This is a genomic window from Alistipes ihumii AP11, assembly GCF_025144665.1.
Classification (GTDB): Bacteria; Bacteroidota; Bacteroidia; order Bacteroidales; family Rikenellaceae; genus Alistipes_A; species Alistipes_A ihumii.
Genome location: NZ_CP102294.1, coordinates 1509653 through 1523176, shown reverse-complemented (window position 1 = coordinate 1523176; position 13524 = coordinate 1509653). Strand labels below are relative to the sequence as shown.

Below are 13524 nucleotides of genomic sequence, written 5' to 3'. Positions count from 1 at the left end.
GTTTAAGGAATGAATGGTGTTTCCGAAGACGTGAGATTTACTCGTTTTTCGTATGCCGCGAGGGTCAGAACGTGGCCGTCAGCGACAGCGAGAAGCTGCGGCCCGGATAATAGCGCTTGGTTGTTTGGGAGCGTTCGTGCACGACGCCCTCCGAGTCCCTGAAGCGCGGAAACTGCATGAAGCGGACCGCGTCGCCGAGCAGGTCGCGCGCGGCGGCCTTCGCTTCGAGCCATTTGCAGAGGCGTTGGCCGACCGTCAGATCGAGCGAGTTGCGCGGCATCTCGTACATGTCCGGGATATTGCTGTTGAACGTGTCGCCTCCGCTCGTGCTGACCCGGCCGATGCCGACGATTCGTTTGCCGATGCGGTTGTAGAGAATGCCGGCCGCGAAGCCGATCCGGCCGTTCTGGTAAAACAGTCCGGCGTTGACCAGATAGGGCGACTGTCCCTGCATCGGCCGGTCGTGTTCGCGGCTTTGCTCGCCGAACAGAACCTTGCTTTCGATCCATGCGGCGTTCAACGTCAGCATGAAATTGTTCATGCCGATGAACGCAAGGCTTTTCCTGAGATCGATCTCGACGCCGTAGTTGCGGGCCGAGCGGGCGTTCTCGAACGAAAACTGGTAGGAGCCGCCGGCATCGACATAGTTCCATTCGATCGGATTCTTGAAATGCTTGTAGAAGACGGCGACCGAAATCGTTTCGCCGGCGGCCGGATAGAGTTCGTAGCGCAGGTCGACGTTCTGCACGACGGCCTGCCGGAGGTCCGGATTGCCGGTAATCGTGCTGAACATGTCGAAATCGTAGTAAGTCGACGGCGACAGCTCGCGGAACTCCTGCCGGTTGACGCTCATGCCGTATGCCAGCCGGACGAGCATCCGGGGCGTCAGGTTATACGTGGCGTTGAGCGACGGCAGCGCGTTGTTGTATCGGTAGGTGTTCGTCCGGGTCCGGAAATTGGTTTCCGACGGATAGCTTTCGAGCGAAGAGCGGTAGCTTTCGAAACGGACGCCGGCGTAGACGTTGAAGCGCCCGAGCGACATGTTCAGCGCCGCGTAGGCGGCCAGCACGTCGCTGTGGGCCGAGTAGTCGTCCGTGTTGTGCGTTTCGTCCTGAACGTGCAGCTTGTCGGGTGCGCCCAGATTTTCCGGTGCGAAGATCTGCTCGGCGGGCAGCGAGCCGAAACCGGCGGGCAGCTTGTTCTGATAGGCATTCCACTTGTAGAGGAAGTTGCGGGTAGCGTAGCGGCGCGTTTTGTATTCGCCGTATAGTCCGGTGCGTAACTCGGGGCGGAGCATCCCGTCGGGAAAGAGCGGCAGGCTCAGGTTCGCTCCGGCCGAAACGACGTGCTCGTCGAGCGAGGTAAAGTAGCGCGATACGCTGCCCTGATCGATCGAGTATTCGTAAATGCCGTTTTCGGGATTTTTCTCGCGCTCGACGATCCGGCGGTCGGGCTGGCGGCGGTTCGAGTAGGAGTAGGCTGCGTTCCAGTCGAACTTCGCGCCGCTGCGGATCCAGTCGTGACTGCCTGCGAACTGGCCCGTGTAGGCGCTACGGCTCACGTACAAGTATTCGTCCTGCTGCTGCTCGTAATATCCGCTGACGTTGCGCCATCCTTCGCGGTCGGTGAAACGGTTGCGTCCCAATTGGTTGAATATGTTGCGGAATTCGTAACGGCTTACGCACGAGCGCTTGTCGGCTGCCGGAACGTAAGAGAGATTCAGCATAGCGCCGAGCTTCACGTCGTTCGTGTATTGGTTGTCGGTGTATTTGAAGTTGTACAGAGGTTCGTCTTCGGTGTAGTTGTAGATGCCGAACTGCGAGTTTTCCATGCGCAGCAGGCTTTTGTTCGTGTTCGAGTAGTTCAATGCCGCGACCAGCCCGACCGCGTCGCGGCGGGCGGTCACGAAGCGACGGTTCAGCGCTATGTTCAGTTTCTGGTCGATTGTCGGGCGGCGGCTCAGCACTCTCCAGTCGTTGTTGAAGCCGGTGCGGGTCACGCGGTCGACCGTCGTGACGTCGTCGTTGTCCACGCGATGCGGAACGTTTTTCAGCGAGCGCATGCCGTTGTCGAAGCCGAGCCAGTCGGTTGCGCTGCCCGGGGCATAGCGGAAATCGTTCGAGTGCGTGACGCTGTTGAATCCTGTGCCGTAGCTGATCGTCAGCGAGTTTTCCTCGGGTACGACTTTCGTACGGATTCGGATGAAACCGCCCGAGAAGTCGGCCGGCAGTTCCGGTGCGGGCGACTTGACGATTAGCAGGTTGTCGATCTGCGAACTGGGCAGGACGTCGAACGAGAACGCGCGCGTGTCGGCTTCGGAGCTCGGCACGGCCGCCCCGTTGATCCATACGTTGTTGTAGCGTTGGGCCAGTCCGCGGACGATGACGAACTTGTCGTCGATGACCGAAATGCCCGGGACGCGGCGGATTACTTCCGAAGCGTCCTTGTCCTGAGTGCGGGCGATCGTCTGGGCCGATATGCCGCTGGCGACGTAGCGGGCCGATCGCATCTGCGCGATCAGTCCCGCGTCGCTGTCGACCTTGCGCGTCGCGACGACCACGGCTCCGTCGAGCTGCGACGATTCGGGCTCGAGCGTTACGCTCAACTCGCAAGATTCGTCCCTGCGCAGTTCGAGCGGTTCGCTGCGGAATCGTTTGTAGCCGATGAACGACACCGTGACAACGGCCGTTCCGGGTTCGGCGCCGAGAATCAGAAATTTGCCTTCGGAGTCGGTGATCGCTCCGAGCGTCGTTCCTTCGATGGCGACCGTCGCTCCGACGATCGGGGCGCTCGATACATCGACAACGGTGCCGTGCACGACGGCCGAAGCGGCTTGGGCGTCGGCCCGTGCCGGAAAGGAAAGCATGCTCAGCATGAAAAAGAACGATGTCAGTCGGGTCATGAGTTGATAGAGGCGTATTGGTTTTCGATGCCGCAAAGTTACCGGTCCCTGCGGTACGGCTGGTTAACGTACCGAGACCAAACCGTGAAGTTTAAGTTACGAACCGGGCTTCACGTAAAAAGAATGTTAAGAGGGAAAAGACCGGCGCGTGCTCGGTTTTTCCTGCGAAGCAAAGGATGAATCCGAAAAAAATCGTTAATTTGGGCTTCCATTGAACGATTTAAACGAGGAAAGCATGAATCGCAAACACATCCTGATCATTCTGTCGATCCTGCTGCTGCTCCCTTGGGGCGGATACGGGGCGAAGGCGAAAAAGGCGGTATTTATCATCGTGGACGGTGTTCCGGCCGATATGATCGAGCGGCTGAAACCGCCTGCAATCGGCCGGATCGCGGCCGAGGGCGGCTATTCGAGGGCCTACTGCGGCGGGATCGCCGGCACGTACTGCGAAACGCCGACCATTTCGGCTGTCGGGTACAACTGCATCCTGACCTCCGCATGGGCCAACAAACACAACGTATGGGACAATTCTCCGAAGCCCGATTACAGCTACTGGTCGATTTTCCGGATCGCCAAGGAGCAGAAGCGGGACGTGACGACGGCTCTCTATTCGAGCTGGACCGACAACCGCACCGTGTTGCTCGGCGAAGGGTTGCCCGAGACGGGAGACCTGAGGATCGACTATGTCGTCGACGGTTTCGATCTCGACCAGAAGAACTATCCCAAGGAGAAGGACGATCTGCAAGTCTATCGCATCGACGATACGGTGTCGAGGGCTGCGGCGGCCGGTATCCGCGAGCAGGCGCCGGACCTGAGCTGGGTCTATCTGTGGTATACCGACGATGCCGGGCATATCTACGGCAACGGCGATTATTTCGACGAGTACGTGATGAAGGCCGACCGTCAGATCGAACGCATTTGGGAAGCGGTCGAATACCGCGAGAAATATTTCGACGAGGAGTGGATGGTCGTCGTGACGACCGACCACGGCCGGGGCGACGACGGTCATCATCACGGCGGACAGTCCGCGCGCGAGCGGACCTCGTGGATCGCGACGAACGTTCGGGGAAATGCCCGCTTCGCCGAACCATGGCTGTCGATCGTCGACATCGCTCCGTCGCTCGCTCGCTTTTTGGATTTCGACGTGCCTCAGGAGGTGTTGTGGGAACAGGACGGAGCGCCTTTCATCGGGGAAGCCGATATCTGCGCTCTCGAGGCCGTGCGCGGCAACCGGACGATCGAGCTGACGTGGGAAAGTCTCGACGACCGGGCGCCGGCTACCGTTTACGTTTCGAGGACCAACGATTTCAAAAACGGACAGTGCGACCAGTGGACGAAAGCCGGCCGCGTGAAAGCGGGAGAGCGGCGCTTCGTGTTCGATACGGGCGACGATCCGAACGGTTTCTACAAGTTCGTCGTCGTGACGCCCGGCAATCATCTGAACTGCTGGGTTCCGGAGAAAAAGTAGTTTGCCGGAGCTGGTTGCACGGATTCCGGTGCGATCATAAGCTGGTCGCATCGCTCCGTCAAGTGTTTTTACGCTTCGGCGGGACGGCAAGAACTCGGTTCTCGCTTTTCCGGTCACGGATAGAGCCGTTTCCGGTCTGCCTCGCCGGGATGATTCTCGGCGGGTCGGTTTGCGGAATCGGACAAGAGGGAGGGAACCCGGATGCTTTTTCGCTTGCGGGGGCGTTTTCGGGTGTTTGTTCCGTTTTTATCGCGATACCCGTCTCGGGCCGGTTGCGGAGTGGATCGGATCGGATGCTTTTTAGGCGGGGCGACGGTTCTTTCCTGCCCGGGGCATGCTTTGATGGAGGAGATCGGAACGAGTGCGCCCGTCGGACATACCGCTGTATTCGGACGAAACGAATCGCCCGACGGAGCCGGTCGGTTCCGTGAGGCGCGGGGAACGCCGGTTGTCGTCGGAATAGAAAAAGAGCGCCTCGAATCTTCGAGGCGCTCTTTCGTAAACAGAATCAGGTGGCGGTTATTTGCCCGGTTCCAGACGTACTTTGACCCACTTGGTCGTTTCGCCGTAGCCGTATTTCACCGTAGCGGGGATGAAGACGTTGCAGGCTTCTTCGACGCCGGCTCCTGCGCTGTTGTTTGTGAATACGAGCTTGGAGTCTTTGGCCGTGATCGAGGCTCCGGCATAGACATCGGCAAGCGGCATGCTTTGCTCGGCTGTCAGCTGGTCGTCGGGCTTGATGCTGCCTCCCTCCCGTTTCATGCCGATCTTGGCGTTGTCGGTGTCCCATACCACGCTTTCGACTTCATAGTATTTCCAGAGCGCAGCGGCGTACTTCTCTTTCTCCTCCGCGTCGACGATGTCGCTTTCGGCTACGATATAGCCGTTAAAGTCGGTCATCGTGAAAGCGTTCGAGCAGTCGATCTCCGAGCCTCCGATCACGTGATCCCGGAACGAAGCGTTTTCCAGTTCGGCGTTGATCGTCAGCGGGGCGATGATGTTCGCGTTGAATTCGGCCACCTGCATCTTGTTGTATCCGTTCAGGTCGGCCCATACTTTCAACGTAACCTGCTTGGGCGTATCGCTGTCGATCAGGTTCTTGCCCGCGTCGTTTTTCTCGATCGAGAAGCTGACGGCGTTCGCGTCCGGATGTCTCGGCGCATACCAGTTGTCGACTCCGTCGGCGAAGGTCAGCTCAGCGGCCGTTTCCCCGCCTTTGAGCAGCGAGTAGCCCGCGTCATCGGCCGCTCCGGCCGGTTCGACGGAGAGGTTCGGAGCGTATCCCGTTACGGGTTGAGTCAGGGCGAACTGCAAATCCCATTTCCCGCACGGCGTAAGCACGTCTTTCACGATATCCGCGCCCGGCGTAAAGAGCTGCATCAGGTCGTAGTTGTAGACGCAGGTCGTTCCTGCCGGCATCACGTTCGTATCCGGGTTGTACTGAACCGGATAGATGTTGACCAGCTTGCCCGGAGTGAGCCAGTAATGGTCGTAGTAGCCGCTGATCGACGGCAGAGTGACGTTGACGGTGCACTTCAGCGAGAAGGTCACATCGCCCGCAACGCCTTTCGGATCGGTATAGGTGATCAGGATGCTGTACTCTTTCGACGTGGCCGGTACGATCTTGCCGATCGCCTCGGCGTCGAGCGTCCATTTCAGGGCTACGGCGTCCTCGGATACGTCCGAAGTCTGCTCGGTAATTACGCCGTCGCCTTCGCCGAAGGTACCCTCGCCGTTGACTTTCAGTTTGTAGATAGCTTCGAATTCGTCTTTCGACATGCCGCCTTCCTTCACCTTAGCATAGACGTACTGCGTCATGTCTTTCCAGAGGAAGTCGTTTTCGATGGCGGAGCAGCTCAGATTCTGGACATAAGTCTTGATCTCGCCCAGTTCGATCGGGTCGGGGCTGACGGAATTTTCTACCCACTTGATTTTGAAGTAGGCCACGTCGACTATCTGATTCTCGTTCGTCGTGTCGACCAGCGTTACCCGCACGATGGGCTCCTTGTCGATAGCCGCACGGTTGTTGGCCTCGCCGCCCGGAACCTGTGACGTGATCGTCGTTCCGTCGATGCGGGCGAATTGCTGCTGATCGGTCTGGTTGGGTCCCAGCTTGTAAGCATCGGGTGCCAGCTCGAAACGGAACTTCAGACCGTAGCCCTCGAGTTTGTCTGCGGTCATTTCATTGGCGTTCGCCCCGTCGTCGTAGCAACCCGTCACCATGCCGGCCAGGTCGAACGGCTCGTTGTACTTGATGCTCTTGGAGATTTTTTCGGCCTGTGCCGCACCGTAGATCGTAGCGTAGTCCGAAAAATGATGATGCGCGCCGTGAGCGCAATCGAAATCGGTAATCTGCTGCGAATTATCGAACTGCGCGGCGATAACGGGCGTTACGGTCGACTCTTCGAGCCGGACGTATTCGGAGTAGACATAAGCCTCGGTCTCGTTCTCGAACAGACAGTCGTCCGCTACGGGCACTTTCAGCGCGACGGTATAGATCTTGTTGCCGTCGAGCTTCAGCGACTCGGTCGAGGTCTTGGCCGCATTGACGGTCAGGATGCCGTTTTCGATGTCGTGGCCGACGACTTTCACAGGCGTATTTTCTCCCGTTTCGGCGGCTCGGGTCACGGCCGTCGTCGAAACGAACGAGGGCGTTCCGATATCCTCCTTCTGTACTCCGGTAGGATTCAGGCGATAATCGGCCGTTGTCGACTCGTCGGAGACGATCGTGGCTTTCGCGGCTTTCTTCGTGCTACCGTCCGGATTGATCGTCAGGGCATTGTACGATACGGACAGGAACTCGATCGTGGGGATTCCGTCGACATAGAGGCCGGGAACCAGCGTCACGCTCGTCAGCCGGGACGAAAGTACGCCGCTGAGCGAGGAAAGCTGTTCTCCCACTTTTTTCATGATCTCGGCGTTCAGGTCCTTCACGGCCTTTTCGAGGGTTGCCTGGTCGATCGCACTCTTGCGGATGTTTTCGATCAGTCCCGACAGTTTCTGATCGAGCGCCGTCAGATCGGCCGAGGAGGCCTTGTCGCCGAGCTCGTCGGCGTACTTCTCCAGCGCTTTCTGCTGTACTTCCAGCGCTTTCTCGAATTTCTGCATGTCGTCGATCGTGGCATAGTCCTTCAGCGTTTGCGACAGGTTTTTCTCGATACCTTCGATCTGGCTGGCCAGCTCGTCGAGCGCGCTTTGGTCGGCCTTGTCCGAAATCAGAGACTGGCATTGAGAAATAGCCTCCCGAATGGCCTCCGTCTTGGCATCGGCGACGGCTTTCTGAGCTGCCGCAGCCGTTTCGGCGGCCTCATCGGCGGCTTCCTTGGCTGCTGCGGCTTTCTGTGTCGCGGCAGCCGCCTCGTTCTGAGCTCCGGTCAGGGCCGTCTGCAAGGCACCCAGCTGCTCTTGCAGCGCGGCAGCCGTCTCGCTCAGTTCGGTCTGCACGTTCCCGATGTCGTCGTCGTAGTCCTTGCAGCCGGCGTAAGTCAGCGTCGCCCCGATCAGGAGAAACGCCAAAACTCGGTTGATAAAAATTCGCTTCATAGTCTTTTGGTTAAATTGTTTGAGTTGAACAAAATAGTGTCTGAGTGTGTCTCTCCCCCTCCATGATTTCGGCCTTTCGCGAATGAAAAATTGTTGAGTAAAAATTAATTGAAAATGTATATCTTTATCCGATTTATAGCCACGAGCGAACAGGGCCGGATTTTTGCGTGTCCAGCTTCGCCGACGAATAAAAACGGATGTAAAAGCACTGCAATAATACGAAGGATTTCGCCATTATGCAAGAAAAACGACGAAATATTTCGCCAGTTAAGGATAGAATTTTATATTATATTGAAAATCTGTCTATTAGCAAGCGAGAATTTTACAGTAAAACCGGTATATCCCGGGGGACCTTGGAGAGTCCGACCGGGATTACCGAGGATACTTTGGCGAAATTTATCGCCACATATCCGGAAGTTTCTCTGGAATGGCTGATACGGGGCGAGGGCGAAATCGTACGGCCGAACGGACCCGAAGAGGCTCCGGCCGACCTGCTGGAAATGGCCCGTCGCGTGATCGAAGCCAAAGACGAAATCATCGAATTGCAGAAAAACAGGATTGACTGGCTGACCGCACGCTTGTCGGAGAAGGGGTAAGGCCCGTTCCAGGCCGTTGGCGCGTGAAAAGCGCGCGCCTGAAACTCGAAATGGATGGGATTCTCCGTCGAACGGCGCCGTGCCGCGGTCCGGGTTGCCGTCGTTTCCCGCCGTGTCGTGCGGCGTTTTTGCGGACGGCTGTTTATTCGCGGAAGTTATGCCGCTTTTTTGAGGCCATTATACTCCTTATGTACCATACGTTCGCAACCGGAATTTTTTCATCGGCCGGTCGCGGTCAGCAACCGCCCGCAGGCCGTGCGTCCGATCGGGTCCTTATCCTGAATCCTCTCCGGCGGAGGGATGCCGGGGTGTCGGAAACATGGAGAACCCGAGGGAGGGTACAGGAGAACATATGAGTGGTTTTTCGTACGAGAACGACCATCGGTCGCGGCCATAGACCGTGACAGGCTGTCGGATAGAAAAAGCCGCTCCGCGCACAGCGCGGAGCGGCTTTTTCGCTTATTTGCCGGTCGTTATTCGGCGAGCAGGATTTCGAGTATCTTGATCGCGGCGGTCGCAATCGGAGTTCCGGGGCCGAAGATCGCGGCGGCGCCGGCCTTGTACAGGTCGTCGTAGTCCTGATGAGGAATCACTCCTCCGACGATCACGACGATGTCCTCGCGACCGAGCTTCTTGAGTTCGGCGACGATCTGCGGCACGAGCGTCTTGTGTCCGGCCGCGAGCGACGAGACGCCGACGACGTGCACGTCGTTCTCGACGGCCTGCTTGGCCGCCTCGGCCGGGGTTTGGAACAGCGGTCCCATATCGACGTCGAAGCCGATGTCGGCATAGCCGGTGGCGACTACTTTGGCCCCCCGGTCATGGCCGTCCTGACCCAGCTTGGCGATCATGATGCGCGGCTGGCGGCCTTCCTTCTTGGCGAACTGCTCGGCCATAGCCTTGGCTTGTTCGAAGTTCTTGTCGTTTTTCACTTCTGCTGAGTATACGCCGGAGATGGAGCGGATCACGGCCTTGTAGCGCCCGACGACCGCCTCGCAGGCGTCGGAAATCTCGCCCAGCGACGCGCGGGCCTTCGCAGCCTCGACGGCCAGCTCCAGCAGGTTTCCTTTTTTCGTTTTGACGCACTCGGTAATGGCCGCCAGCGCAGAGCGGACTTTCGCCTCGTCGCGGTTCGCCCGCAGCTCCTTCAGGCGTTTGATCTGAGCTTCCCGCACGGCCGTGTTGTCGACGGCGAGGATGTCGATCGGGTCTTCCTTCTCCAGACGGTAGCGGTTGATGCCGACGATCGTGTCGTTGCCCGAGTCGATACGGGCCTGTTTGCGGGCGGCCGCTTCCTCGATGCGCATCTTCGGAATGCCGGTCTCGATCGCTTTGGCCATGCCGCCGAGCTTTTCGACCTCTTGGATCAGTTCCCATGCCTTGTGCACGATCTCGTTGGTCAGCGACTCCACGTAGTAGGAGCCGGCCCACGGGTCGACGCTGCGCGTGACGTAGGTCTCCTCCTGAATGTAGATCTGGGTGTTGCGGGCGATGCGGGCCGAGAAGTCGGTCGGCAGGGCGATCGCCTCGTCGAGCGCGTTCGTGTGCAGGCTCTGCGTGTGGCCGAGCGCGGCGCCCATCGCCTCGATGGCCGTACGGGCCACGTTGTTGAACGGGTCTTGCTCGGTGAGCGACCAGCCCGACGTCTGCGAATGCGTGCGCAGGGCGAGCGACTTGGGATTTTTCGGGTCGAACTGCTTCACGATCTTGGCCCAGAGCAGGCGGGCGGCCCGCATCTTGGCGATTTCCATGAAGTGGTTCATGCCGATAGCCCAGAAGAACGACAGCCGGGGCGCGAACGTGTCGACGCTCATGCCTGCGTTCACTCCCGTACGCAGATACTCCAGTCCGTCGGCCAGCGTGTACGCCAACTCGATGTCGGCCGTCGCGCCGGCTTCCTGCATATGGTAGCCCGAAATGGAGATCGAGTTGAATTTCGGCATGTTCTTCGACGTGTATTCGAAGATGTCGGCGATGATCTTCATCGAGAATTCGGGCGGGTAGATATAGGTGTTGCGGACCATGAACTCCTTGAGGATGTCGTTCTGGATCGTGCCGCTCAGCTGCTCGAGCGTGCAACCCTGCTCCAGCCCCGCCACGATGTAGAACGCCAGTACGGGCAGCACGGCGCCGTTCATCGTCATCGAGACGGACATCTTGTCGAGCGGAATGCCGTCGAACAGCACTTTCATATCCTCGACCGAGCAGATCGACACGCCCGCTTTGCCCACGTCGCCCACGACGCGCGGATGGTCGGCGTCGTAGCCGCGGTGCGTGGCCAGGTCGAACGCTACGGACAGTCCCTTCTGTCCCGAAGCGAGGTTGCGGCGGTAAAACGCGTTCGACTCCTCGGCGGTCGAGAAACCGGCGTACTGACGGATCGTCCACGGGCGCATCACGTACATCGTGCTGTACGGGCCGCGCAGGAACGGAGCGATGCCGGCGGCGTAGTTCAGGTGTTCCATGCCCTCGAGGTCCGAGGCGGTGTAGGTCCCCTTCACGGCGATGTGCTCGGGGGTCATCCAAGGCTGCGCTTCGGCGCCCTCCTTCGCGTCGCAGGACTTTCCGGCGGCGCTGTTCGTATATGTCAGGTCTGAAAATTTGGCTCTCATGATTAATCCCTGTTTAGATGCCCAGCTCCTTCAGGTAGTAGTGAAGGGTTTCGAGCACGTTGTCGCGGATGCTGATGAAATTCTTGATGCCCTGCGCCTCGAGCTCCTCCTTGCAGGCGGGCGCTCCGGCCACGACGAAGATGGCCCGGCCGTCGAGCAGCTTGTAGGCTTCGGGGGCGAGCGTCGCGTAGTCGTCGTCCGACGCGCAGATCACGACGATGTCGGCTTTCGCCTCGACGGCGGCGCGTATCCCTTCCTCGACGCTGTGGAAATAAGTGTTGTCCTGCACGCGGATGCCGGCGCAGGCGAAGAAGTTGCACGAGAACTGGGCCCGGGCCCGGGCGAACGCGAGCGCTCCGACTGTCACCATGAAAGCCTTCGGGCTCTTTCCGCTCCGGTCGACCTTCAGACGCATCTGCTCGAAAGCCATCGCGCCGCGATAGGGCTTCAGCGTGCGGACGCCCTCGGGCGCCTGAGACGAGCAGCCGCAACGGCACGAGCTCTTGCCCGTAACGACCTCTTCGGTGATTTCGTCGCCGGCCACCTCGCTGAAGTTCGGGAACTGATTCGTTCCGAGCAGCGTCTCGCGCCGCTTGGCGATGTTCAGGTCCTTCTTGGCGGCCGAGGCTTCGACCTGATCCTGAATGAATCCGGCCTCGAACGCGGCGATGTAGCCTCCTTTTTCTTCGACTTGCTTGAACAGGCTCCACGCCTGCTCGGCAATCGAGGCGGTCAGGTTCTCGATGTAGTACGATCCGCCGGCCGCGTCGCATACCTGATTGAAATGCGACTCTTCCTTGAGCAGCAACTGCACGTTACGCGCGATGCGGGCCGAGAAGTCGGTCGGCTTCTCGTAGGCCGCGTCGAACGGCAGCACCTCGATCGAGTGAACGCCGGCAATCGCCGCGCTCATCGCTTCGGTCGTGCCGCGCAACATGTTGACGTAGGGGTCGTAGACGGTCATGTTCCACCGCGAGGTCACGGCATGCGCGAACATTTTGGCGGCGCACTCGCATGAGGGCTCGTACTGCGCTACGATATTGGCCCACAACATCCGCGCGGCGCGGAACTTGGCGATCTCCATGAAGTAGTTCGAGCTGACGGCCATCGAGAAGCGGATCGAGCGGGCCGCCTTTTCGACCGGCACGCCGAGCTCCGTGAGCCGCACGAGGTATTCGTGTCCGGCCGCCAGCGTGAAGGCCAGCTCCTGCACGATCGTCGAGCCGCTGTTGTGGAATGTCTCGCCGGAGACGGAGACCGTCCGCAGCTTTTTGTATTTGGCTCCCGCTCCGATCAGCGAGGCGAGGTTCTCGAAACCTTTGCACTGCCCGCTTTTGCATGCCATCGTGCCTTTGAGGGTCAGCTTCTTGACGATCGGATCGAGAACGAAGTTCGCCCGCGCGTCGTCGGGCCCTGCGTTTTCGCGGTCGAGTTTCTCTATGAAAAGTCTGGCGACCTTTTTCGTCGCGCAGCCGCTGAAAGTCAGCTCGGTGTTACGCAGCGAGACGCCGCCGAGCAGCGTGTCCAGATCGTCCGCCGAGAATTCCTTGTTGCCGATCACGAGCCCGATGGATTCGACTCCCTTGGTCAGCAGCGCGTGAATGCGGGCGTTGGCCTCGCGCGGGCACTCGACTTCGATCGTTTGCAGGATCAGCCAGTCGTTGTTTTTCTTGGTTCCCCGGACGTAAGGGAACTCGCCGCACTGCGAGCCGAGGAACCGGAGCCCCTCGAGATTCTCGGCGCGGTAGTACGGGCGGACGTTGAACCCTTCCGCCGTTTTCCATACCAGCTTTTTCTCGTAGTCGGCTCCCTTGAGGTCCGCTTTGATCGCCTCCTCCCACCGCTCGGTCGTGACCGGGGGAAATTCGGCGAAAAGCTTTTGCTCTTTATTTGCCATAGTGTTTTTGATTAGATAGTTTTTGGTTTTCCCTGTGTACCGAAAAGTACAAATGCTTACAAAGTTATAAAATTTTATCGACTCGAGACAAATCGGACGGAGATATAAACGAATGTTCCGGCATGTGAGTCTGCGGGAGGAAGGCGTTCGGGCGGCGGGGCTTTCTTCCCGCGGGATACAGGAATCCGGCAGCCCCGCCATCGTCCGGTTCGTCGCCCTTTTGATCCGGACCGTGCTCGGACGCGGCCAGCGCGGGCTGTGGCGGGAGCCCGGCCGGTTGAAATCGTAGCGCTCGTTACGGTTGCTTTTCTATGTTCGGGGCCATGGCGGTCCGGAAAATCGCGGATGCCCGGGGCGATGCGAACCGGTTTGCCTGTCCGGGCCGGACGGCATGACCGGACCGTACGGTGGAAGCGGTCCGGCGTTTATGGCGGTTCGGATCGCGGGCGGACTCCGGGCGCAAAGGCGCGGGTGCCGGATTCGATCGTCGGAGACCGGACGGCCGG

General features: G+C 59.3%; 6 protein-coding genes. 2 read left to right on the top strand and 4 right to left on the bottom strand.

Annotated elements, in window-relative coordinates; genetic code table 11:
- Positions 1-64 precede the first annotated feature (64 nt).
- Positions 65-2902: a TonB-dependent receptor gene (locus NQ491_RS06195; protein ID WP_019246041.1), complete on the bottom strand. Its 2838-nt coding sequence runs from the start codon at positions 2900-2902 to the stop codon at positions 65-67.
- 235 nt (positions 2903-3137) lie between these two features.
- Between NQ491_RS06195 and NQ491_RS06190 the strand changes: the two genes are divergently transcribed.
- Positions 3138-4370: an alkaline phosphatase family protein gene (locus NQ491_RS06190; RefSeq protein ID WP_026089674.1), complete on the top strand. Its 1233-nt coding sequence runs from the start codon at positions 3138-3140 to the stop codon at positions 4368-4370.
- 519 nt (positions 4371-4889) lie between these two features.
- On the opposite strand, the gene NQ491_RS06185 is transcribed toward NQ491_RS06190, so the two are convergent.
- A complete protein-coding gene (locus NQ491_RS06185) occupies positions 4890-7913 on the bottom strand; it encodes a hypothetical protein (protein ID WP_019246039.1) in 3024 nt (1007 codons plus the stop codon).
- A 386-nt stretch (positions 7914-8299) separates the two neighbouring features.
- Between NQ491_RS06185 and NQ491_RS06180 the strand changes: the two genes are divergently transcribed.
- Positions 8300-8509: a hypothetical protein gene (locus NQ491_RS06180; RefSeq protein WP_147524803.1), complete on the top strand. Its 210-nt coding sequence runs from the start codon at positions 8300-8302 to the stop codon at positions 8507-8509.
- 473 nt (positions 8510-8982) lie between these two features.
- Here NQ491_RS06180 and scpA read toward each other — a convergent pair whose 3' ends face one another.
- A complete protein-coding gene (scpA, locus tag NQ491_RS06175; RefSeq protein ID WP_019246037.1) occupies positions 8983-11121 on the bottom strand; it encodes a methylmalonyl-CoA mutase in 2139 nt (712 codons plus the stop codon).
- 13 nt (positions 11122-11134) lie between these two features.
- Complete coding sequence (locus NQ491_RS06170; protein ID WP_019246036.1) at positions 11135-13018, bottom strand: methylmalonyl-CoA mutase family protein; 1884 nt, start codon at positions 13016-13018, stop codon at positions 11135-11137.
- Positions 13019-13524: the final 506 nt, after the last annotated feature.

Bases quoted from the DNA above. Each gene is read 5' to 3' on its own strand.
- NQ491_RS06195 (WP_019246041.1), bottom strand. From the start codon at position 2,902: ATGACCCGACTGACATCGTTCTTTTTCATGCTGAGCATGCTTTCCTTT.
- NQ491_RS06190 (WP_026089674.1), top strand. From the start codon at position 3,138: ATGAATCGCAAACACATCCTGATCATTCTGTCGATCCTGCTGCTGCTC.
- NQ491_RS06185 (WP_019246039.1), bottom strand. From the start codon at position 7,913: ATGAAGCGAATTTTTATCAACCGAGTTTTGGCGTTTCTCCTGATCGGG.
- scpA (WP_019246037.1), bottom strand. From the start codon at position 11,121: ATGAGAGCCAAATTTTCAGACCTGACATATACGAACAGCGCCGCCGGA.
- NQ491_RS06170 (WP_019246036.1), bottom strand. From the start codon at position 13,018: ATGGCAAATAAAGAGCAAAAGCTTTTCGCCGAATTTCCCCCGGTCACG.